Annotated in this window: 22 protein-coding genes; 10 read left to right on the top strand and 12 right to left on the bottom strand. The window is 57.8% G+C overall.

The annotated features are described in order from the left end of the window. Positions 1 to 158: 158 nt before the first annotated feature. The 3 genes from KGB20_RS14480 to KGB20_RS14470 form a co-directional block, all read right to left on the bottom strand. Positions 159 to 1,574, bottom strand: coding sequence for an amino acid permease (locus tag KGB20_RS14480; RefSeq protein ID WP_154860564.1), 1,416 nt, complete (start codon positions 1,572 to 1,574; stop codon positions 159 to 161). 173 nt (positions 1,575 to 1,747) lie between these two features. Next, complete coding sequence (locus tag KGB20_RS14475; RefSeq protein WP_150812743.1) at positions 1,748 to 2,803, bottom strand: ornithine cyclodeaminase; 1,056 nt, start codon at positions 2,801 to 2,803, stop codon at positions 1,748 to 1,750. Positions 2,804 to 2,853: 50 nt separating this feature from the next. Further along, positions 2,854 to 3,888, bottom strand: coding sequence for a histone deacetylase family protein (locus KGB20_RS14470; protein WP_150812744.1), 1,035 nt, complete (start codon positions 3,886 to 3,888; stop codon positions 2,854 to 2,856). Positions 3,889 to 4,007: 119 nt separating this feature from the next. On the opposite strand from KGB20_RS14470, the gene KGB20_RS14465 reads away from it, so the two are divergent. From KGB20_RS14465 to KGB20_RS14425, 9 genes are all read left to right on the top strand, one after another. Continuing rightward, positions 4,008 to 4,508, top strand: coding sequence for an Lrp/AsnC family transcriptional regulator (locus KGB20_RS14465; RefSeq protein WP_154910280.1), 501 nt, complete (start codon positions 4,008 to 4,010; stop codon positions 4,506 to 4,508). Between the two features lie 247 nt (positions 4,509 to 4,755). Further along, positions 4,756 to 6,033: a cystathionine gamma-synthase family protein gene (locus KGB20_RS14460; protein WP_150812746.1), complete on the top strand. Its 1,278-nt coding sequence runs from the start codon at positions 4,756 to 4,758 to the stop codon at positions 6,031 to 6,033. 151 nt (positions 6,034 to 6,184) lie between these two features. Beyond that, positions 6,185 to 7,615, top strand: coding sequence for an amino acid permease (locus KGB20_RS14455; protein WP_150812747.1), 1,431 nt, complete (start codon positions 6,185 to 6,187; stop codon positions 7,613 to 7,615). Positions 7,616 to 7,675: 60 nt separating this feature from the next. Then, positions 7,676 to 8,566, top strand: coding sequence for a LysR substrate-binding domain-containing protein (locus KGB20_RS14450; protein ID WP_150812748.1), 891 nt, complete (start codon positions 7,676 to 7,678; stop codon positions 8,564 to 8,566). 16 nt (positions 8,567 to 8,582) lie between these two features. Beyond that, positions 8,583 to 9,962: a threonine synthase gene (thrC, locus tag KGB20_RS14445; protein ID WP_154910281.1), complete on the top strand. Its 1,380-nt coding sequence runs from the start codon at positions 8,583 to 8,585 to the stop codon at positions 9,960 to 9,962. 22 nt (positions 9,963 to 9,984) lie between these two features. Beyond that, positions 9,985 to 10,422, top strand: coding sequence for an Lrp/AsnC family transcriptional regulator (locus KGB20_RS14440; protein WP_150812750.1), 438 nt, complete (start codon positions 9,985 to 9,987; stop codon positions 10,420 to 10,422). A 176-nt stretch (positions 10,423 to 10,598) separates the two neighbouring features. After that, positions 10,599 to 11,648 (top strand): homoserine dehydrogenase, encoded by a 1,050-nt coding sequence (locus KGB20_RS14435; protein ID WP_154910282.1) that lies wholly within the window; start codon positions 10,599 to 10,601, stop codon positions 11,646 to 11,648. Positions 11,649 to 11,652: 4 nt separating this feature from the next. Then, positions 11,653 to 13,065, top strand: a complete 1,413-nt coding sequence (locus tag KGB20_RS14430; protein ID WP_150812752.1) for an aldehyde dehydrogenase family protein — start codon at positions 11,653 to 11,655, stop codon at positions 13,063 to 13,065. 168 nt (positions 13,066 to 13,233) lie between these two features. Beyond that, positions 13,234 to 13,545 carry a hypothetical protein gene (locus KGB20_RS14425; RefSeq protein WP_223532631.1) on the top strand — a complete coding sequence of 104 codons (312 nt, stop codon included), beginning with the start codon at positions 13,234 to 13,236 and terminating at the stop codon, positions 13,543 to 13,545. Between the two features lie 110 nt (positions 13,546 to 13,655). On the opposite strand, the gene KGB20_RS14420 is transcribed toward KGB20_RS14425, so the two are convergent. From KGB20_RS14420 to KGB20_RS14380, 9 genes are all read right to left on the bottom strand, one after another. Beyond that, the gene (locus KGB20_RS14420) at positions 13,656 to 13,997 is read right to left on the bottom strand and encodes a hypothetical protein (RefSeq protein WP_154910283.1); all 342 of its coding nucleotides are present in this window, start codon (positions 13,995 to 13,997) and stop codon (positions 13,656 to 13,658) included. Positions 13,998 to 14,244: 247 nt separating this feature from the next. Continuing rightward, a complete protein-coding gene (locus KGB20_RS14415; RefSeq protein WP_154910284.1) occupies positions 14,245 to 15,060 on the bottom strand; it encodes an HpcH/HpaI aldolase/citrate lyase family protein in 816 nt (271 codons plus the stop codon). After that, complete coding sequence (locus tag KGB20_RS14410; protein ID WP_154910285.1) at positions 15,057 to 15,899, bottom strand: MaoC family dehydratase N-terminal domain-containing protein; 843 nt, start codon at positions 15,897 to 15,899, stop codon at positions 15,057 to 15,059. The genes KGB20_RS14415 and KGB20_RS14410 overlap by 4 nt, the downstream gene beginning before the upstream one ends. A 25-nt stretch (positions 15,900 to 15,924) precedes the next feature. After that, entirely contained in the window at positions 15,925 to 16,884 is a 960-nt protein-coding gene (locus KGB20_RS14405; RefSeq protein WP_154910286.1) for an electron transfer flavoprotein subunit alpha/FixB family protein, read from the bottom strand. Further along, a complete protein-coding gene (locus tag KGB20_RS14400; protein WP_154910287.1) occupies positions 16,885 to 17,649 on the bottom strand; it encodes an electron transfer flavoprotein subunit beta/FixA family protein in 765 nt (254 codons plus the stop codon). A gap of 37 nt (positions 17,650 to 17,686) precedes the next feature. Beyond that, on the bottom strand, positions 17,687 to 18,889 hold the full coding sequence (locus KGB20_RS14395) for a CaiB/BaiF CoA transferase family protein (protein WP_191626084.1): 1,203 nt from the start codon (positions 18,887 to 18,889) through the stop codon (positions 17,687 to 17,689). Positions 18,890 to 18,909: 20 nt separating this feature from the next. Next, entirely contained in the window at positions 18,910 to 20,073 is a 1,164-nt protein-coding gene (locus KGB20_RS14390) for an acyl-CoA dehydrogenase family protein (protein ID WP_150812759.1), read from the bottom strand. Between the two features lie 66 nt (positions 20,074 to 20,139). Further along, positions 20,140 to 20,736: a thiamine pyrophosphate-dependent enzyme gene (locus tag KGB20_RS14385; protein ID WP_150812760.1), complete on the bottom strand. Its 597-nt coding sequence runs from the start codon at positions 20,734 to 20,736 to the stop codon at positions 20,140 to 20,142. Next, positions 20,724 to 21,263: a thiamine pyrophosphate-binding protein gene (locus KGB20_RS14380; protein WP_007896342.1), complete on the bottom strand. Its 540-nt coding sequence runs from the start codon at positions 21,261 to 21,263 to the stop codon at positions 20,724 to 20,726. Before KGB20_RS14380 ends, KGB20_RS14385 begins: the two co-directional genes overlap by 13 nt. 323 nt (positions 21,264 to 21,586) lie before the next feature. On the opposite strand from KGB20_RS14380, the gene KGB20_RS14375 reads away from it, so the two are divergent. Beyond that, positions 21,587 to 22,891, top strand: a complete 1,305-nt coding sequence (locus KGB20_RS14375; protein WP_154910288.1) for a dicarboxylate/amino acid:cation symporter — start codon at positions 21,587 to 21,589, stop codon at positions 22,889 to 22,891. Positions 22,892 to 22,940 lie beyond the last annotated feature (49 nt).

The raw sequence follows: 22,940 nt of genomic DNA, 5'->3' as shown, positions 1-22,940 counted from the left end.
CAGCGCGCTGCACTGAGCGAATCGTTCATTCGCAGAGTTGGCCGTCAGTAAAATCTGACGGCCTTCGCTTGCCGCTCTTCAACCTGCAGGTGCCCCACAAACGCCACGTTGCTCAAGCGCGGTTCACTGCATCGGCACCTTGAGGTGGCAGGTGAACATCAGCTGTACTGATTTGCCGAACCAGCAGCGGATTTTAGCTTCCTGGAATGGGTCAGCTGATAAGCAATTGCCAACCAAATGAACCACCCTGGCATGACCAGTAAGGCAATACGAGTGTCAGGTCTTAATGCCAACAGGCAGAGAACAAACCCCAGGAACGCCAAGGAGAACCAGGCCATCGGCACGCCGCCAGGCATCTTGTAGGTCGATTGCGCATGCAGGTCGGGTCGGCTTTTGCGATAGGCAATGTACGACGCGAGGATGGTCGACCAAGTGAAAATCACCAGGATCGCCGACACGGTAGAAACGATGGTGAACGCTGTCATGACTTCCGGAACGATGAACAGCAGCAGTACACCCACCAGCATCAACAGTGTGGTAAACGCCAGGCTTAGCAGAGGTACGCTATTGCCCGACAAACGCCGAAAAATCCCAGGCGCATTGTCGTGACTGGCCAGTCCAAACAGCATGCGGCTGGATGAAAATACGCCACTGTTGGCCGATGAGGCGGCAGACGTCAGCACCACAAAGTTGACGATACCTGCTGCTGCGGGAAACCCTGCAACCAGAAACAGTTCGACGAAAGGGCTCTTGTTGGGCGAAACCTGCTGCCAGGAAGTCACTGCAATAATGCAGGCCAGTGCCAGCACATAAAACAGGATGATTCTCAGCGGAATCGAGTTGATGGCTTTTGGCAGGGTCTTCTCGGGGGAGCGAGTTTCGGCGGCTGCAGTACCGATCAGCTCAGTGCCGGCAAAGGAGAAGATTGCCATCTGGAATCCGGCAAAGAAACCAAACAGGCCGTTGGGGAAGGCCGCCTGTTTATCCAGCAGGTGGTTCAGGGATGCTGTAACGCCACTAGGTGATACAAAGGAGCTGGCAATCATCACCATGCTGACGCCAATCAGGGTGACGACGGCAATGATCTTGATGATCGCGAACCAGAACTCCACTTCACCGAAAAGTCTGACGGTCAGCACGTTTAGGGCGAACAGCGTCATCAACATACCGATGGCCGGGATCCAGGCGGGTACATCGGGGAACCAGTACTGAAAGAATCCGCCGACCACCACGGCGTCGCCCACCACCGCGACGCTCCAGCTCAGCCAGTACGACCAGCCGAGGAAGAATGCCGCCCGCGGGCCGAGGTAGGCACCGGCAAAATCCGCGAAGGTTTTGAAGTTCAAGTTGGACAGCAACAGTTCGCCCATGGCACGCATGACGAAGTAGACGAACAGACCGATGATCATATAAATGAGGATGATCGACGTGCCGGAGAGGGCAATGATCTTCCCGGAACCCATGAACAGGCCTGTACCGATGGCACCTCCCATGGCCATTAATTGAATGTGACGATTGCTGAGCGTGCGCTGCAGCGCGGGCTGTTCAACCCGCTCGGACGGAGTCGATTTCATTACAAAACCTCTTGATTTTATGTTTTTGAGTTTTGGCAGAAAGGTGGCTGTCTAGCGTTCTTGTTAGGGATGCAACGGCTACTGACGGTGGTGGTTTGCGGGCGGCAGGGTTCGCGTTCACTGCAGGGTGAGTGGCCCCTTGGCACTTTGTTCAGGGGCACCACTTGTGGCTATCAACTGGCCGTGCGCAGGCGCGAGGGGACGATTGCTGGCTGCTGATCAAGCAGTTGGTAGAGATTTTTTATGTTGGAAGGCGTCGGCACCAGATGGATGCGCTCACCGATGGCATGCTCTCGCGCCAGGTCGTGCACGTAGCGCAGTGACGAAAAGTCTTCGAGGGCAAAACCCACCGAATCGAACACGGTGACCTGTGCGTCGTTCTCGCGCCCCGGGACTTCGCCCAGGACAATCCGGAAGAACTCGACGACAGGAAAGTCGGGCTCCAGTTGTTGAATATCGCCTTCAATCCGGGTTTGAGGTTCAAACTCAACGATGACCCGGGCATTGCGCAGGATCTCGGCGTGCAGTTCGGTTTTCCCCGGGCAGTCGCCGCCGACGGCATTGATATGCATGCCGGGCTCGATCATCTCGGGCGTCAGAATCGTTGCATAGGCTTTGTCTGCGGTGACTGTGGTGACGATGTGCGCGCCCTTGACCGCTTCCTGTACCGAGTTGGCCAGAATCACCTCAATATCCGGGAATGCGGCCAGGTTGTGCTTCAATTTGAGTGAAGCGTCGCGATCGATATCGAAAATGCGTATTTGCTTGATGGACAGCATTTCGTGGAAGGCGAGGGCCTGAAATTCGCTCTGGGCGCCATTTCCGATGATTGCCATGATGCTTGCACCCGGGCGCGCCAGGGACTGCGCAACCAGGGCAGAGGTCGCGGCAGTGCGTACGGCAGTTGTCAGCGTCAGTTCGCTGAGCAATGTTGGATAGCCGCTGTGGACATCGGCCAGGACTCCGAAGGCCATGACCGTCAGCATGCCTCTTTGACCGTTGTCCGGGTGACCATTCACGTATTTGAACGAGTACTGCTGGCCGTCGTCGGTGGGCATCAACTCGATCACACCGTCTGCTGAATGATTGGCAGTGCGGGGCGATTTATCAAACTGCGCCCAGCGTGAATAGTCAGCCTCAATGTAAGCCGCCATTTCGCGGATGGCCCGACAGATTCCCACCTTGGCGAACAGGTGTGCGGCATGATCGACATCGATAAAATGAGTCATTTTTTTATTCTCCGATTCAGTAGTTGAAACGCTGCGATTCAGGGCATGACTCAGGCACGTTTGCTCTCGAAACCATGCAGTACGTTGACCGCATTGATCCCGATCTCATCGACCATGTAGCCGCCTTCCATCACGAACAGGGTGGGGCAGCCCACGCCCGCGATCAGCTCGCCGATGCCGATGAAGTCTTCGCTTTCCAGCAGGAAGTGGCTGATGGGGTCGTCCTTGAACGTATCGACGCCGAGTGAAATAACCAGTACTTCAGGGGCGAATTGCTGCAGTTTCCTGCAGGCGTGGAGCAGGGCGTTGCGGTAGCTTTCCCAGGTGGTGTTCTTCGGCAACGGGTAGTTCAGGTTGTAACCTTCGCCGTGGCCGGCGCCGACTTCGTGGCTGTAGCCTGAGTAGTACGGATAGGACACTGCCGGTTCGCCATGCAGCGAGACAAACATGACGTCGCTGCGCCCGTAGAAAATGTTCTGCGTGCCGTTGCCATGATGAAAGTCGACGTCCAGTACGGCGACCCGTTTGGCGCCTTGAGTAATGGCCTGTTGTGCGGCAATGGCGGCGTTGTTCAGATAGCAGTAGCCGCCCATGTATTCACGTGCTGCGTGATGGCCAGGTGGGCGACACAGGGCAAAGGCACTGTCGTGGCCTTCATCGATCAGCGCCAGTCCGGTCAGCGCGATATCGGCGCTGGTTTTTACCGCTTGCCATGTGGTGGCGGTAATGGGGGAGCCGGCGTCCATGGCGTAGAAACCCAGTTTGCCGTCGATGAAAGTCGGTACTTGCTCGTTGGCCAGATCGCGCACGGGCCATACCAGCGGCAAGGCATCGTGGGTGCGTCCGGTTGCGCACCATTCAGACCAGGCAGTTTCCAGAAAGGTTACGTAGCGCTCGCTGTGCGCGTTGACATAGCACGACCGGTCAAATGCTCGCGGTTCGATGACCTGGCCAAGCCCTACCTGTTTGACCCGATGATGGACGGTATCGGCCCGACTGGGCTGTTCGAAGGAGGGCTTGAGCACGCCGTCTTTCAATTCGGAGCCGTGGTGCAAACGGTGGGAATCACTGAAAACTGTAAACATTGTGCGCATCCGTTGATGTGAACCAGTGCAAATATTCTGTTCCGGTCGGGAGGCGCTTTCTTTGCTTTGTTTTCGTGTTTTACTAGATTGTTCGGGATTTATTACTCAGGAATGGCGTAATGCAGAAAAAATCATCCAGGCGCATCAGTCTCGACGACACCGACCTGGCGATTCTCGCGTTGCTGCAGGAGGACGCGAGTATTTCCAACGCCGAGCTCAGTGAGCGGCTGTCGTTAAGCCTTACGCCTTGCTGGCGGCGGCGTAAGAGAATGGAGGAGGCGGGCGTGATAAAGGGCTACCAGGCCAACCTTGATCGACGAATGCTGGGGCTGGATATCATGGCGTTCGTGCACATCCGTTTTTCCACCCACGCCGATCACGCTCCGGACGCCTTCGAGGCGGTGATTGCGCAATTGCCCGAAGTGTTGTCCTGTCACAAGATCACCGGGGATGCCGATTACGTACTGCAAGTGCTGGCAGAGGATCTAGATAGCTACAGCGACTTTATCGAACAGGTACTCAGGCGTCAGGTGGGTATTGCATCCATCCAGTCCAGTTTGTCGTTACGCGAGGTCAAGACCAGTAGCCGTATAGCGATACCCAAATCGAGCAGGGGGTAAAACGATTGAGGTAGTCCGGAGCCCCGACGATGACCCAGGCAACATTGGGCGACAGCCGCTGAACAATCATGCCTTCCTGAAAAACAGATCAGAAGGTGTAAACCTATTTCAGGACTACACAGCCATTAAAAAAAGCAGCCCTTTGGCACCGATAACATCGTTTCTCGGGCGCACCGCTTTTCAATATATTGGCCGCCAGATCTGGTGAATGACTCAACACTCACCACCCTCAGTGCGAGTAGTCTTAATGAACAATAAACCTGACAACGCAGGGCTTGATAACGCCGGAACCGGGACCCGAGCGGTCTGGGGCGGGGAGCAAGTCAGGCATCCCTACAACGCCACTCAAACACCGATCGTGGTCAGCGCCGCTTACGGTTACGACGACATCGACGTCTGGTACGACGTTGCGTTGGGCAAGACGCCGGGCTTTATCTACAGCCGCATGAGCAACCCGACAGTCGAGACCCTCGAAGCAAAGATTCGCGAGCTGGAAATGGCCGAGTCCGCCGTGGCCTTCAGCAGCGGCATGGCGGCGATCAGCAGTGTGCTTTTCACCTTCCTGGCCAATGGCGATCGTGTGGTGTCGACCAAGGACAGCTACGGTGGCACCAACAAGATTTTCGAAGAATTCCTGCCGCGCACGGGTGTGGAGGTGACATTGTGCGAGACGTTCGATCACGAGGAGATCGAGCGTGAAATCGCCAAAGGCTGCCAGTTGGTGTACCTGGAAACGCCGACCAACCCGACCCTGAAAATACTCGATATCCAGCGTCTGGTAGCTGCAGCCAAGCGCGTCGGTGCCGTGGTGGTGGCGGACAACACCTTTGCCACGCCGCTGAATCAGAACCCCCTGGCGTTAGGGGTGGACGTGGTCATCCACAGCGCGACCAAGTTCCTCAGCGGTCATGGCGATGTACTTGGCGGCCTGGTGTGCGGCAGCGAATCCTTGATGGCCAAGGTTCGTCATTACCGGGAAATCAACGGTGCGACGCTCGACCCGTTCTCGGCCTACATGATCATCCGGGGCATGAAAACGCTGGTGCTGCGCATGCGTCAACAGCAACGCAGTGCCCGTGCCCTGGCGGAGTTCCTCTGCACCGAACCGTTGGTTGAGTCGGTCAATTATCCCGGCTTGCCCGGTCATCCGAACCACGCTGTGGCGTGCGCGCAAATGTCCGGCTTCGGCGCCATCGTCAGTTTTGTTCTGGTCGGTGGGATGGACACGGTCAAGGTGCTCTTGCCACGTCTGCGATTCGCCCACTGCGCGGGCAATCTCGGTGCAGTGGAAACCATTTACGGCCCGGCCCGGACCACCAGCCATGTCGAGAACACGCTGGAGGAACGACTGGCTCTGGGTATCTCCGAAGGACTGGTGCGGGTCTCGGTCGGCATTGAAGACACTGACGATCTGCTCGACGATTTGAAGCAGGCGTTCGCGTTTGTCAGGTGTTCGCGCGATGAGCTGGCACAGGCAAACACACAGCACTCAAACAACAAAACGTGCATCGAGGCAGCAAGCTGAAGTTTTAACGTTAGTACCTCACGACAAGGCTGTTAGTGAGGCGTTCATGAAGTGGAATAATAATAAAACTTAGTGGCGACCTGTTTTTACTCTGCCCAGTAACTGATCGCAGACGTTAATGCGCGCCCTGACAACTTTCATGAGAACAACCATGTCCATAAAAGAAGAACAACTCACTACGCGTGCCGGTTTTAAACAGGAAATGCAGACGCGCCACATTGTCATGTTGGCATTGGGTGGCGTCATTGGTACCGGGCTGTTTCTCACGTCCGGGTACACTGTTAACCAGGCCGGTCCGTTGGGTGCAGTCATCGCCTACATCATTGGCGCACTCATGGTTTACATGGTCATGATGTGCTTGGGCGAATTGGCGGTGCAGATGCCGGAAACGGGTTCGTTCAGCACCTACGCCACGCGTTTTCTCGGACCCGGCACCGGCTACACCGTGGCGTGGTTGTATTGGCTGACCTGGACTGTGGCAATCGGCTCTGAATTTACCGCCGCCGGGATTTTGATGGCGCGCTGGTTTCCGGATACACCGGTATGGATTTGGAGCGCGCTGTTCGCAGGCTTGGTGTTTCTGACCAACGTGATTTCGGTACGCTTGTTCGCTGAGACCGAATTCTGGTTGTCTCTGGTCAAAGTGGTGACCGTGGTGGTTTTTCTGCTAATCGGTGGTGGCGCGATTATCGGTCTGCTGCATATCGATCAGGCTCACAGTATCGGGCTGAGCAACTTCACTCGCGAGGGGCTTTTCCCTACCGGTTTCATGCCGATTGCCATGACGTTACTGGCGGTCTCCTTTGCGTTCTCCGGTACTGAACTGATCGGCATCGCCGCGGGTGAAACCAAGGACCCCCAGCGCAATGTGCCACGTGCCATTCGCACGACCGTGCTGCGCCTGGCGATCTTCTTCGTAGGTACCATTTTCGTCCTGGCGACGCTGTTACCCCGTGAGCAGGCCGGCCTGGTAGAGAGTCCATTTGTCACGGTGTTCACTTACATCGGGATTCCCTATTCGGCTGACATCATGAACTTCGTGATCATCAGTGCCTTGTTGTCGGCCGCCAACTCCGGTTTATACGCTGCTTCACGGATGCTCTGGACCCTGAGTGACCAGGGTCACCTGCCCAAACAGTTCTCGGCCCTGACCCGCATGGGCACACCACTCAACGCCATTATTGTCAGCATGGCCGGTGGCGCCGCCTCTTTGCTCAGCAGCGTGTTTGCCGCCGACACCATCTATCTGGCGCTGGTGTCGATCTCCGGATTGGCAGTGGTGGTGGTGTGGATGAGCATCGCCGCGAGCCAGATTGCTTTCCGCCGTCACTATGTGGCCAATGGAGGCGATGTCCACGACCTTAAGTTCCGCGTCCGGGGTTATCCATGGGTGCCGTTGGGGGCGTTGGTCTGCTGCAGCCTGGCGTGTGTCGGGATTGCTTTCGACCCTGAACAGCGGGTAGCTCTGTACTTCGGTTTGCCATTCATCGCCTGGTGCTATTTCGTGTATTACATTACGCGCAAAAGCCGCGAGCGACGCTTGTCGGTTACCCCCTTGGCACAACCGTCCGATGCGTTCTAGGCACTGTCGACGGGGTGGGCAAGCGCGCTCGGTGGAGGGGGCGTCATTGAGGTTCAGACCATGAAGCAAAAGACGTTACCCCCATTGAACTGGTTGCGGGCATTCGAGGTGTCCGCCCGTTGCCTGAACTTCACCCACGCTGCCGAAGAACTGTTTTTGACTCAGGGTGCAGTCAGTCAGCAAATCCGCCAATTGGAAAGTCATCTGGGTGTGGCGCTGTTCAAGCGTTTGCCCCGTGGCCTGGGGCTGACCGAGGAAGGTCAGGCCTATCTGCCGGTCGTGCAGGATGCAATCACTCGACTGGCGGTGGGGACCAACGAGATTTTTGGCCAGCACAAACGCCGGCCGATCAAGGTGCGCGGCAGCCTGGCGTTTTTCGTGCACTGGCTGGCGCCCAAACTGGTGGATTTTCGCCAGGCCCATCCACAGGTCGACATCCGCTACATCAGCAACATCTGGGTCAAAGAACTGGATGGTGAGGACGACATGGAAATTCGCTGGGGCCATGGTCAATGGCCCGGCCTGGTGTCGCAGCGCCTGACTTGGGACACCTTGTTTCCGGTCTGCTCGCCAGCCCTGATGGCGAGTTCGCCGCTGACGGTGCCGGCGGACGTGGCGCACCATCCGTTGTTGCATGTCCTGGGTTACGAAGAGGGTTGGGGTTACTGGTTGAACATGGTCGGTGCAGACACCGTCGATTCGTCGACCGGCATGCAGTTTGACACACTGATTTCCACCTTGCGTATGGCCGAGTTGGGACAGGGGGTTGCCCTGGCCCGGTCCTCGATGGTTGAAGAGATGCTTCAGGACGGTCGACTGGTCGAGCCCTTCGACCAGCGCATCGAGGCCAGTGAGTCTTTTTACCTCGTACGCGGTTCCGGGGCCGACCAGCACCCCGACGCGGTCATGTTTTCCACCTGGCTGGTCGAGCAGGCACATCGTTTCAAATGAATGGCCGGAGCCAACCATGCACTATGTAAGTACCCGAAATTCGGCTGTTAAGGTCAATTTCGAAAGGGTCGTGTTGTCTGGAATTGCCGAGGACGGTGGGTTGTTCGTGCCGCTCGAACTGCCGCTGTTCAAACCACAGGACATTGCCAACTGGTCGACCTTGCCCTATGACGAACTGGCCTATCGGGTGATCAGTCCGTTTGTTGGCGAGACGATCTCCGAGACAGACCTCAAATGCATGCTCAAGGAGGCTGGCAGCCAATTCAGCCATCGGTCCCTGGCACCTTTGCATCAGGTAGATCGCAACGAATGGGTGTTGGAGCTGTTCCATGGACCGACCCGTTCCTCGAAGGATTTTGCCGCCCAGTTGCAGGCACGGCTGGTGCAATATTTTCTGCGCAAACGCGGGCGTCGCGCGGTGGTGCTCGGTGCCACCAATGGCGACACCGGACTTGCCGCCATCGAGGCATTCAAGCACGGCGACGAAACGGACGTGGTGGTGTTTTACCCGGAGGCAGGTGTACCGCAAGACCAACTCCAGCACCTGCAAGCGGTGGCGCATCCCAAGGTTCATCAGTTCGCAGTGAATGGCAGTTTCGACGAGTGCCAGGCCATCGTCACCCGGCTGTTCCTTCAGTGGCCGTACACGCAGCACGAGGCGATCAGTTTCAACTCCAGCAACTGGGTCAGTGTGTTGGCGCAACTGGTGTTTTATTTCCACGCCGTGCTGCAACTGGGGGGCGGTCAGCGTCCGATTGGTTTCAGCGTGCCAGCCGCGAGTTTTGCCGAGGTCTATGCCGGCTACATCGCGCAGAAAATGGGCTTGCCGATCACTCAGATAATCGTTGCGACCAACCAGAATGACGCGTTGCATCAGTTGTTTCTGAAGAACCACTACTCCAGGTTGCGAGCCAACAAGACCTTGTCGCCGGCCATGGACCTGTCGATCTTTTCTAACCTGGAACGTTTTCTCTGGGAACTCTACGGGCATGACGATCAGGCCGTGAGTGCGCTGATGGCAGCGTTCGAATCCAGCGGCGAGATGACCATCGCCAACGAGTTCTGGTTGCAGGCTCGGATGATCATCGACTCTTACGCGGTCAGTGATGAGGAGACACTGAAGGAAATTACCTCGCTGTATCGTGACACCGGTTACGTCATCGACCCGCATACCGCCACCGGCGTCCTCGCGGCCAGGTTGTATCGTCGAAGCCTGGTGGCGCCGATGGTTACCCTGGGGGAAATCTCGCCGGCCAAATCGGCGGTGCTGCTCGGCGAGCTGGGGGTCAGCACGCCAGCGCAACACCGTCCGGTCCCGGCGCAAGGGCCGGAGCAGCTTTGCCGGATTCAACCGGACGACCTCGATACCATCCATCAGCTGCTCGGCGCGCTGTGAAGGCGCGGCAACAGGAGGCCAAGTGAAGCGAATTCTGGACCCTCTCGATGAACACATCATCGCGGAACTGCGGCTCAATGCCCGGGCTGCCCACGCCGAGCTGGCGGCGAAGGTCAACCTGTCGCGCAATGCCGTGCGCCAGCGCATTGAACGGCTTGAGCGCGACGGGGCGATACAGGGTTATACGGTACGCACGGGGGAGGGGCGGCAAGCTTCTTCGAACATCAATGCGGTGATTTTCGTCTACCGCTACGACCGCATGCGTGGCGCGGAAGTGCTGCAGGCCCTGCGGGCAATACCGGAAGTCATTCAGTGCGATGTGATGAGTGGCGAGTTCGATCTGATGCTGCGGGTCGGCGCTGCCAGTCCGGAGCGGGTGCATAAGGTCTGGAATGAGATCTGCGCGTTGCCCGGGGTGGAAAACACGGTGACCTCATTCGTGCTGTCGTCCGTCGTCTAACCCCTTTATCGCTCTGAAAAAAGCCAACCTGTGTTGGCTTTTTTTATGCTTGGCGTTTTGCCCGGGTGCTGGTCAAAACGCCCACAAAATAGAGCAAATTGGCCTATTTCACTGCCCTGGTCGTGCCCCTAACCTAGAGCCCAACAACCCATCACCCGGATCAAGGGCATAAAAAAATGACTGAATACAAATTGGCGCTGGTTGGCTTTGGCGGTGTTAACCGGGCATTGGCTCAGCTGATTGCCGAACGTAACGAACAGTGGAATACAGAACTGGGTTTCACCCTGAAAATCGTCGGCGTGACTGACTTGTTTCTCGGTTCGGTGATTGGCCGCGAAGGGCTGGACGCGAATGTTCTCGCGCAATTGCCGGCAGTCAAAGGTGCATTGGCGCAACTGTCGGGTGGCGACGTCACTGCCCTCAATGAAACGGTGATCAAGGATTGCGGCGCGGACATTATTGTTGAAGCCACGTTTACCAACCCGGTGGACGGTGAACCGGCCACTTCGTTCTGCCGTTGGGCGCTGGAGGGCAGCCAGCATGTCGTCACCACCAACAAGGGCCCCATCGCCTTGCACGGCGCCGAGCTCAAGGCACTGGCTCGACGCAAGCATGTCGCCTTTGAATACGAAGGCTCGGTCATGAGCGGCACGCCGGTTATTCGCCTGGCCCGGCAGGCACTGGCAGGCAGCTCCATTGTCGGTTTTGAAGGCATTCTCAATGGCACGTCCAACTTCGTGCTCACCAGCATGGAAGGCGGCCTGGGGTTTGCCGAGGCCGTTGCCAAGGCCCAGGCGCTGGGTTACGCCGAAGCCGACCCGACGGCGGATGTCGAGGGTCATGACGTACGCCTCAAGGTGGTGATCCTGGCGAATGAACTGTTGGACGCGAAGCTTACGGTCAGCGACGTCACGTGCAGCGGCATTTCGTCCCTCAGCCTTGGCGACATCGAAAAGGCCCGGCAGGACGGCGCTCGCTGGAAGCTGATCGGGTCGGCGATGCGCCATGCCGACGGCTCGATCAGTGCCAGTGTCGAACCGCGGCTGTTGAACAATGACCATCCGCTGGCCAGTGTTGGCGGTGCAACGAACGCGGTGTCGTTTACCTCCGAACTGCTCGGTGCGGTGACGGTTTCGGGACCGGGAGCCGGGCGCACGGAAACAGCGTTTGCGCTGCTCTCGGACATCATCAGCATCCATCAATCCATTGCACGCAACCAGGAGTAAGCCTGTGAAACTATCGCGCCTGGTTCTGGATATCGTGGAGCCGCCCATTGAAGTCTTTAACGCCTATGACGGTTCCGTCATCGGTAGCGTAACGAATGTCTGTGCGTCGCAAGTTCCGCAGTTATTGGAGACGGGACGCAGTGGTAGACGAGCATGCGCCGCATTAGCGCGTCATCGTCGGGCTCGCATTCTTGAGCAAGCCGCAATCAATATTGAACGTGATGCCGGAGTGTTTGCCAGGCTGATCGTCGATGAGGCCGGAAAGACCCTCAAACAGGCGGAAAAGGAGGTCAAACGCTGCGTCAACACCCTCAAGCTATCGGCCGAGGAGGCCAGGCGCAATGCTGGGGAGGTGGTGCCTTTCGATGCTTATGAAGGCTCCGAATCGCGTCAGGGCTGGTTTTCTCGCGAGCCCTTGGGCCTGATCGTCGCGATCACGCCGTACAACGATCCGTTGAACCTGGTGGCGCATAAACTCGGTCCGGCCATTGCGGGCGGTAACGCGGTGATTCTCAAACCATCCGAGCTCGCGCCATTGTCGGCGATTAAACTGGTGTCTTATCTGGTCGCAGCAGGCTTGCCTGAATCAGTGGTTACAGTCGCCACCGGCGGCGCAGAACTGGGCAAGGCGTTGGTCGCCGCCCGTGAGGTGCGGATGATTTCCTTCACCGGCGGTTTCGTCACCGCAGAGCAGATTGCCCGCACGGCCGGGTTGAAGAAACTGGCCATGGACCTGGGCGGCAATGCGCCGGTAATCGTCATGGGCGATTGCGACCTTCAGGCGGCTGTCGAGAGTTGCGTGTCCGGAGCCTTTTGGGCTGCGGGACAGAACTGCGTAGGCACCCAGCGCTTGCTTATTCAGGCGTCGATTTATGAAGCGTTCCGAGAGCGTTTTGTCAGTCAGGCCCGTGCGCTTGTGGTCGGCGATCCATTACTGGCCGATACCGATATCGGCCCCATGATTACTGCGCATGCTGCGCAGAATGCAGAGCAAGTGGTGAACGAGGCCTTGCAGGAGGGCGCCACGTTGCTCTGCGGCCATCGGCGTGAAGGATCGTGCTATGCCGCCACCGTGTTGGAAAACGTCGATCACTCCAGTCGACTCTGGCGCAATGAAGTCTTCGCTCCTGTGGTGGTATTGCAGCTTTTCGAAACCTTCGATGAAGCCATTGCGTTGGCCAATGAGCCCGAATACAGCCTGCATGCCGGGATCTTCACCAATGATCTGGCTACGGCGATGAGTGCTGCCCGGAGGATCGAAGCCGGAGGGGTGATGATCAACGACTCTTCCGACTACCGCTTCGACGCGATGCCGTTTGGCGGTTCCAAGTACGGTAGCCTGGGCCGGGAAGGCGTACGTTTTGCCTATGAGGAAATGACCCAACCCAAGGTGGTGTGCCTTAACACGTTGGGTTAGTCGATTCGCGGTAAATGGATCAGCTCGTATGGCATTGGGTCGGTTTGGTCACCTGCCCAATGCGTTTTACTGAATGGGGAGAAGAAGTTGAATATTTCCACTGAGCTGGATAATCGCCAAAAAAGCGTCTGTTGCGTTCTGGGGGCGGGGGGCGGTGAGATCTGAAGAATGACGACTTCTGGCCGCTTTGTGCATGTCGTGGCCGACCGAAATCGAACCGAAGCTGGCAGCAAAGCTTTGAGGGGACGGACAGTATTAAAGAGTCTTCCCAGTGTGGGCGTACGAAGGGTCATAAAATTCGAGGACGGCACTGACCTGATCAACCTGAGTACCAGCGGATTGGCCTTTGCGAATCTCACTGTTGGAGAGCAGAACGGTGAGGCCGTCATAACCGTCACTGACCAGCCGGGTGTGGGAAGCATCACCTTGAGCGGTGTCCCACAGGCAGCCATCACCGAGGCGGACTTCGCCTTTACCTGAGTAATCGGCGCATGCTCACGCCAGGTGATGGCGTGAGCATGCCGAGGAAAAGGGGAGGTATTTCCTTGCTCCGAATGTGCTCGGAGGTGACTTGTGGCGGTTGCGATGATCTATGCCTGAATTCCTATGTCACCTTGTGCAGCTTGTAACGCTCGCTCCTCGGTCAGCGGCGTTAAAGTTGGTTGCGCGTTGCTGGCGTGCAAGTAAAGAAAGTAGTGCCCTGAATCGTCCAGCAATACCAGGCACAGTTCTGATGGCCGAAAGTTGTTACCGATATAAATACTTTCCTTGAGGATCTCGAAAGATTTGATCCCATGCTGTCGCATAGTCGTTTCAAAGGCTTCGTAAAGACCCTCTCTGCGGCGTAGATTGTTTCGAGCATTTAGCTTGAAAAAAACCACCATCAGCACGGCATAGCTGATAAGGAGTATCACAAGGGCGCTAGTCCGCATGCGTGGAGCTCCATGTCCTCTCAATCGCTGTGCATCTCAGTGTAGGCGCGTTCCTGGTGGAGTTTAAGGGAAGGCACGCATCAAAAAATTCTCATAAGGGTCAGGCGAGTCTTTTTCGGACTCGCCCATCTTTTATTTGGCGACAGGTCTCGCCGGGCTTGGCGATTGGCTGGTTGATAGTGACGGTCCAGCCATACGGTCCGTGCGTTACAAAATTCGCGTACGGTGCAAGAGCGCTGCCGTTGAGTCAGGTCGCGCGCGCCAGGATGGCCTGCGCACGGCCAATGACAGGCGCGTCGACCATTTGCCCGTCGAGCACGAATACACCTTCACCCGAACTGGCGGCGTCCATGATGCGTTGTGCCCAGAGCAGTTCCTCCAGACCGGGTTTTAGCGCTTGATGGATAATCGCCACTTGGCTCGGATGGATACATAACGCGCCACCAAACCCCATGTCGCGGGCAAACTGAACGGTGCTGAGCAGGCCGACGGTGTCCTGTATGGAAGGAAACACGCCATCCAGCGCCGGAGCGAGGCCGGCCACCCGAGTCGCGAGCAGTACTGCGTATCGAGCGTGACTCAGGATCTCTTCGGCGGCAGGACTGCCGGTGGTCAAATTCAGGTCCAGGCCCAGATCAAGACTTCCGAATGACAAGCGCTCAACGCCTTGGGTCTGGGCAATCGCTTGGAGTTCGGCCAGGCCCTTGGCGCTTTCGATGATGGGCCAGATCGGTTTTTGAGTATTGGCGCCCGTGAGAACGTGCTCCGCGCTTTCTGCTTTGGGTAGCAAAATACCGATCACGCCAGCGTGTCGTCGACAAAGCTCCAGATCCGCCACGTGGGCCCAGTGATCCGGAGCATTGACCCGCACCAGAATCCGGGCTTGCGGATTGTCACTCAAGAAGCGTTCCAGGTTATCCCTCGCCTGTTCCTTGAGGTTCTCCTGCACGGCATCTTCCAAATCAACAATGACCCGGTCCGCACCGGTAGCGATGGCTTTGGGTATGCGCTCCGGACGAGTGGCCGGGACAAAAAGGGCGGAGCGAACAATGGAGGTATTCATGGTGTTTCTCCCGCACTGAACTCGACTTCGCCGGTCTGCGCCGTGCCGTCCTGATTACCTGCCCAGAGCTGTGCCTTGCCGCTATCAATCAGGCGTCCGCCGACCTCGAAAGGCTGAGGCGAAATCAAGGGACGGACGCCACGGAAGGTGAAGCGCTTCAAGCGCGCGTTCGGGTGCGCTTTGGTAAACGCGCGCAAATTCAGCGTGGCGATCAAAGGACCATGCACCACCAATCCCGGGTAACCCTCGGTCTCTGTGACGTATGGCCAGTCGTAGTGAATCCGGTGGCCATTGAAGGTGACGGCGGAGTAACGGAACAGCAAGGTCGGGGAAGGGACGACCAGGTCCCGCCATTGGCCTTCCGGGATCGCCTCGGTGCCGCTCAGTTTGGGTGGAGTGGGTTCCCGATAGACAATGTCCTGCTCATCCTGCAGGGCGCGTTTGCCATCCTGAAAATACTCATGGCGCACCGTGACGAACAACAAGGAACCCGTGCGACCGTGCTTCTCTTCGACGTTGAGGATGGTTGACACACAGGTCACGTCAGCCTCCACCTTCAACGGCTGGTAAAACTCAAGTCGACTACCCGCCCACATGCGGTTGCGGTTGTGGGCGGGCGGCAGGAATCCCCCGAGCGCCGGATGACCGTCCGGGCCCAGTTCGTCGGCGGTAACCGGTTCCTGAAAAAACGCCCAGTGCCACAAAGGCGGCAGCGATTCACCCGACCGGGGTGCAGGCTCGCCCAACGTCGCGGCAATACGTTTGACCAAAGTAAAACTGATCCGGTCCTGGCTTTCCTGACGACGTCCAATCCAGGCTGAAAAATCGGAACTGCTCATATTTATCGCTCCTGTCAGTCGGCAATCAGGCCAGGGCGGCCATTTCTGGAATCGCTTCAAACAAGTCCGCCACCAGTCCGTAATCGGCCACCTGGAAGATCGGCGCTTCTTCGTCCTTGTTGATCGCAACGATCACTTTGGAGTCTTTCATGCCGGCCAGGTGCTGGATCGCGCCGGAGATACCGACGGCGATGTACAGCTGTGGAGCAACGATCTTGCCGGTCTGACCGACCTGCATGTCGTTGGGTACAAAACCTGCGTCGACCGCGGCGCGCGATGCACCGACGGCAGCGCCCAGCTTGTCGGCCAGGGCGTACAGGTGTTTGAAGTTGTCGCCATTCTGCATGCCGCGACCGCCGGAAACGGCGATCTTGGCAGCGGTCAGTTCCGGACGATCGGACTTGGCCAGTTCTTCGCCAACGAAGCTTGCGATGCCAGCGTCGTGGGCAGCGCCAACAGCTTCAACGGCAGCGGAGCCACCTTCAGCTGCAACCGGGTCGAAACCGGTGGCACGCACGGTGATCACCTTGACCGCAGCGTTCGATTGAACGGTAGCGATGGCGTTACCGGCGTAGATCGGACGCTTGAAGGTGTCGGCGCTTTCTACCGAGATGATCTCGGAGATCTGGTCAACGTCCAGGGCAGCGGCAACGCGCGGCAGGATGTTTTTGCCGTTGGACGTGGCGGCAGCCAGGATGTGGCTGTAGCCCGCAGCCCCTGCTTCTTGAGCGAGAGCAACAACCAGAGGAGCGATGTTTTCCGGCAGTTGATGCGCGTAGGCTGCGTTATCGGCCACCAGCACTTTAGCCACGCCAGCGACTTTCGCAGCGGCTTCAGCCACGGTACCAACACCCTGGCCGGCCACCAGAACGTGGATGTCGCCATGGATTTTGGCGGCAGCAGCAACGGTATTCAGCGTGACCGGGGCCAGCACTTTGTTGTCCTGCTGGTCAGTTGAAATGTCAGCAATAACCAGGATAGCCATTCAGATCACCTTCGCTTCGTTTTTCAGTTTTTCGACCAGTTCAGCCACCGACTTGACCTTGATACCCGCGCTACGTGCAGCCGGCGCTTCGACTTTCAACGTCTTGTTGGTGGAGGTGGTGGAAACGCCCAAAGCATCCGCAGTCACTACTTCGAGAGGCTTCTTCTTGGCTTTCATGATGTTTGGCAGAGACGCATAGCGCGGCTCGTTCAAACGCAGGTCGGTGGTGACGATCGCCGGCAGTTTCAGGGAAACTGTTTGCGCGCCGCCGTCGATTTCACGGGTCACAGCTACGCTGTCGCCGCTGATTTCGACTTTCGAAGCGAACGTGCCCTGACCGTAGCCACTCAATGCAGCGAGCATCTGGCCAGTCTGGTTGTTGTCGCTGTCGATGGCCTGTTTGCCAAGGATCACCAGCTGAGGCTGTTCCTTGTCGACAACAGCTTTCAACAGTTTGGCAACAGCCAGGGAAGTCAGGTCTTCGGCGGACTCGACGAGGATGGCGCGGTCGGCACCCAGAGCCAGCGCGGTGCGCAGTTGCTCTTGAGCGGTGGACGGGCCGACGGAGACAACGACGATTTCAGTCGCAACGCGCCCTTCTTGTATAGAGAGTTCTTTCAGGCGCACGGCTTCTTCCACGGCGATTTCGCAGAACGGGTTCATCGACATCTTGACGTTGGCGAGGTCGACGCCAGAGTTGTCGGCTTTCACGCGAACTTTCACGTTGTAATCGACCACTCGTTTCACAGCTACCAGGATCTTCATTGGGCAGTGTTCTCTCGAAAAACTTTGATCGTTGCCGTTAGATGGCACCGGTGGCACGCATTTGTTCAATGCGCTCTGCCCCCAGTCCCAGCTCCTTGAGCACTTGTTCGGTGTGTTGGCCAAGTCCTGGCACGGCATCCATGCGAGGTTCGAACGCACTGTTACTGCCGGGCGGGACCAGGCTCGGAACGGGGCCAGCAGAGGTTTCGACTGCTCGCCAGCGATCACGGGCCTGAAGTTGCGGATGGTCCCAGACACCTTGCATATCGTTCACTCGGGCGTTAGCGATTTGCGCCTGGTCCAGGCGATCGATCACCGCATCGAAGTTGAGCGTGGAGAACGATTCAACGATCAATTCCCGTAGCACATTGCGGTTTTCGACACGTTTGAAGTTGGCCGAGAAACGCGGGTCTTTGGCCAACCCGGGCGCAAGCAGCACCTTCTCGCAAAACAACTGCCATTCACGCTCGTTCTGCAAACCCAGCATCACCGTGGTGCCGTCACCGACAGGGAAGGGACCATAGGGGTAAATGGTGGCGTGTGCAGCGCCGGCGCGAGGGGGCGGAGGAGCTCCGTCATAGGCGTAGTACATCGGGTAGTTCATCCACTCGACCAGGCTTTCGAGCATCGAAACGTCGAGGTGGCTGCCTTCACCGGTGCGTTCACGCAACAACAGCGCAGACAGGATGCCGGTGTAGGCGTACATGCCGGCCGCGATATCGGCAATTGAACAACCGGCCTTGGCCATTTCTTCCTCGCCCTGGCCGCCGGTGACCGACAGGAATCCGCCTTCACTCTGGATCAGCAGATCGTAGGCTTTCTTCTTCTCGTAGGGGCCACCGGCGCCATAGCCTGAAATGTCGCAGACGATCAGGCGCGGAAAACGCTGGTGCAGCACCTCGAATGACAGCCCCATTCGCGCGGCCGCACCGGGCGCCAGGTTCTGCACGAGCACATCGGCGGTGGCCAGCAAACTGTCCAGCACGTCGGCGGCACAATCCTGCTTCAGGTCGAGGGTCAGGCTTTCTTTTGAACGATTGGTCCAGACAAAGTGCGAGGCCAGACCGTTGACGCGTTGATCGTAGCCCCGGGCGAAATCGCCTGTGCCTGGACGTTCGACCTTGATCACCCTTGCGCCGAGATCGGCCAGTTGTCGGGTACAGAAGGGCGCGGCAATGGCATGCTCAAGGCTGACGACGGTAAGGCCATCGAGCGGACGGATGCTTTTGGGCTGGCTCATGATTTTTATCTCTCTTGTTATCAGAAAGAGCGCGGCAGCTCGAGCAGGTGTTCGGCAACGTAGGACAAGATCAGGTTGGTAGAGATGGGCGCTACCTGATACAGACGGGTTTCGCGGAATTTGCGTTCGACGTCGTATTCGCAGGCAAAGCCGAATCCTCCGTGGGTCTGCAAGCAGGCGTTAGCCGCTTCCCAGGACGCTTTCGCTGCCAGGTACTTGGCCATGTTGGCGCTGGCCCCGGCGTTGATGCCGCTGTCGTATTCTTCGCAGGCACGCCAGCGCATCAGGTCAGCCGCTTCGATTTCGATGTGGGCTTCGGCGATGGGGAACTGCACGCCCTGGTTCTGCCCGATAGGGCGCCCGAACACCACACGGTCTCGGGCATAAGCACTGGCCTTTTCGATAAACCAGCGACCGTCGCCGATGCATTCGGCAGCGATAAGTGTGCGTTCGGCATTCAGCCCGTCGAGGATGTACCGGAAGCCTTTGCCTTCCTCGCCGATCAGGCTGTCAGCGGGGATTTCCAGGTTGTCGAAGAACAGTTCGTTGGTTTCGTGATTGACCATGTTGGCGATCGGCTGCACGGTCATGCCGTTGCCGATGGCCTCGCGCAGGTCGACCAGAAAGATCGACATGCCTTCGGACTTTTTCTTCACCTCGGCCAAGGGCGTAGTGCGCGCCAGCAGGATCATCAGGTCGGAATGCTGGATTCGCGAGATCCACACTTTCTGCCCGTTGATCACGTACTTGTCGCCGCGTTTGATCGCGGTGGTCTTGATCTTGGTGGTATCGGTGCCGGTGGTGGGCTCGGTCACACCCATCGATTGCAGGCGCAGTTCACCGTTGGCCAGTTTCGGCAGGTAGTAGCTTTTCTGTGCCTCGCTGCCATGACGCAGCAGGGTGAACATGTTGTACATCTGCCCGTGAACGGTGCCGGAGTTGCCGCCACAGCGGTTCACTTCTTCGAGGATCACCGAGGCCTCGGCCAGCCCGAGGCCGGAGCCGCCATATTCGACAGGAATCATCGCAGCCAGCCAACCGGCGTCGGTCAAAGCCTTGACGAAGGTTTCCGGGAAGCCTTTTTCTTCGTCGACTTTGCGCCAGTAAGCGGCATCGAATTCAGCACACAAGGCGCGTACGCCTTCGCGGATGGCATTGAGTTCATCAGAGTTGCGGTCGGTCATTATTATTCTCCTCAACGCGTCACGCATGGCATCAGCCCTGCGTGACCGGGTTCGGGTAGGGCGCAATCAGATCGGGTTGAAACCCAGCGCAGCACGAAAGCGATTTTTGACGTAGTGACCATCACGGGGTGGCAGCACCCGGGGTGGGTTTTCTGCTTTGATCTTGATCGTCGCGAGCTTGACGCCGTCACGGGTAGCGAAGCGTTCGCGCAGGTCGTGTACGCCTTCCATGTCGCGAATTTCGTCGGTCCAGCTGAAGCCGCAAGTCTTCGCCACCTGGTCCAGGGAAATACCGAAACCGGCGTGGCTGACTTGCATGCCGGTCTCACCAAAGTGACCGTTGTCCAGCACTGCGATGGTCAGGTTGGCGGGCTTCTGCAGTGCTACCGTGGCCAGTGCGCCGAATCCCATGAGTAACTCACCGTCACCGGTGACTACCACCACCGACTTGTCCGGCTGGGCATTCGCCAGGCCCAGGCCGACCGTTATTGCGCTGCCCATGGCAGCCCAGAGGTAATAATTCAGATCATGGTCGCCGGCGGCCATGACGTCATAAGACGCTGAGCCCAGACCGGTCACGACCAGCACATCTTTGCGGTCGGCCAGCAAGGCCTTGACCACTTCGCGGCGGCACAGGGTGTGGTTTGCGCTTACTTGACCCATTTCTTTTCTCCAATCAGGCGCTGACCGAGCAGCAGGGCAGTGGCGGAATCACCGTTGAAGGCCATGGTCGCGGCACCGTGCAGCAGCGGGGCGACGTCTTCCGGGACATCTGCGCGCCAGGTCATGACCTTCATCAGGTTCAGGGAGGCTTCGGTGGCCTGGCCCATCGGGTTCTGCCACGCGTTGAATTCGGCCCAGTCGCCGCGCATGGTGACCACCATCAACAGCGGGAAGCCGGCACATACCTGAAGTGCCAGGGTGTTGATGCAGTTGCCGACACCACTGGACTGCATCAATAGGGCGCCGCGCTCACCGCCGAGCCAGGCGCCGGCGAGGTAGCCGATGCCTTCTTCTTCGGTGGTGAGGACAACGGCCTTGATGTCCGGGTCGGCATACGACATGCGGATGGCCGCCGAGTGACCTGCATCCGGTACGAAGACCACGTGTTTGACGTCGTGGGCCTTGAGCACGCGGAATACATCCTCCTGCCAATCCTGTCCCACGGTTTGTTCAGCTTCTGTTGACATGCCCATCTCCCAAGCAGTGCTGCTTTTGTGTTTTCACACATTCTGGGAGTGCTGAAGGAGAACGACGACTACCGTTTTTGTCTTTGAGATATGCCCGTTTTATATAGCTGGACGGTGAATGCATGGCGCAGTGGCGAACTGCGATAACCACAAAGTATGGGAAGGGCAAAGGTGCTGAGCCTGGGCGCCTGGCCATAGCATTTGGGCATATCAGCTAGAGCGTGATCCGCTCTTATTGACGGGGTGGGGCTAGGGTAGTTTTCGGCTACGTGGTTACAGCGCGTAACCGACGCAACTACAACAATAAGTAGGGGGCACACCTAATGAAAAACAGGCTACCGGCTGCGGCAGGCATTCTGATCGCCATGCTATTGGGGATCCTTATCGGCTACATGATTTTCCTGAACTTCCCGGACAAAGCGGTGGCGACCAGAGTCGCCGGTTACATCTCGATCGTCTCTGACATTTTTCTACGCCTGATCAAAATGCTCATTGGCCCTCTGGTGTTCTCGACCCTGGTGGTGGGCATCGCACACATGGGGGATGCCAGCGCTGTCGGCCGGGTGTTCGGCAAGGCACTGGGCTGGTTTTTGACGGCCTCGTTGATCTCGCTGTCGGTAGGGCTGGTCATGGCCAACCTGTTGCAACCCGGGCATAACCTGGGATTGCCATTACCAGAGGTGACCAGTGCGACCAACCTGCAAACGTCGGTGTTCACCCTCAAGGATTTCATGACACATCTGGTGCCCAAATCTTTCGCGGAGGCCATGGCCACCAACGAAATTCTTCAAATCGTGGTGTTCTCGATATTCTTCGGCATTGCGCTGGCCTCCCTGGGCAAGAAAGCCGAGGGCCTGGTGAATGTCATCGAAGACCTGTCCCACGCGATGTTGAAGGTTACCGGTTATGTGATGAAGCTTGCTCCGCTGGCGGTGATGGCGGCCATGGCCGCGACCGTTTCAATTAACGGCCTGTCCATTCTGGTCAAGTTCGCCGTGTTCATGCGCGACTTCTATCTCGGGCTGATTGTGCTCTGGGTGATGCTGGTGTTTGCCGGCTGGATGTTTCTGGGGCGTCGGGTGTTCAAACTGGTGGTGCTGATCAGAGAGGCTTTCCTTCTGTCTTTCGCTACAGCCAGCTCCGAGTCGGCTTACCCGAAGATTCTTCATGCGCTGGATCGTTTTGGGGTCAAGCGCCGAATCTCGAGTTTCGTCATGCCCATGGGGTATTCCTTCAATCTTGACGGCTCGATGATGTACTGCACGTTTGCCGTACTGTTCATCGCTCAGGCCTATGGCATCGAGATGTCCATCGGCACGCAGATCACCATGTTGTTGACGTTGATGCTGACTTCCAAAGGCATGGCCGGCGTGCCCCGGGCTTCGTTGGTAGTGATTGCCGCGACGCTGACCCAGTTCGATATCCCCGAAGCCGGTTTGCTGCTGATTCTGGGGATCGACACCTTCCTCGATATGGGCCGCTCGGCCACCAACGCGGTGGGCAATTCCATCGCCACGGCTGTGGTGGCCAAATGGGAAGGCGAGTTGGTGAGTGAGGATGAGGCCGAGCGAGACGCCGCCGCGCTGGACGCTTCGGGTGGTGTGGGGGAGAAACCGCTGACTGTCTGACCCGTGCCGAGAAAAACGAAACCCGGCGATGGCCGGGTTCGTTCAAATA

The organism is Pseudomonas sp. BF-R-30 (assembly GCF_019956175.1).
Lineage (GTDB): Bacteria > Pseudomonadota > Gammaproteobacteria > Pseudomonadales > Pseudomonadaceae > Aquipseudomonas > Aquipseudomonas jessenii.
The sequence above is the reverse complement of the archived record's forward strand: the minus strand, read 5'-3'. Positions and strand labels throughout refer to the sequence as shown.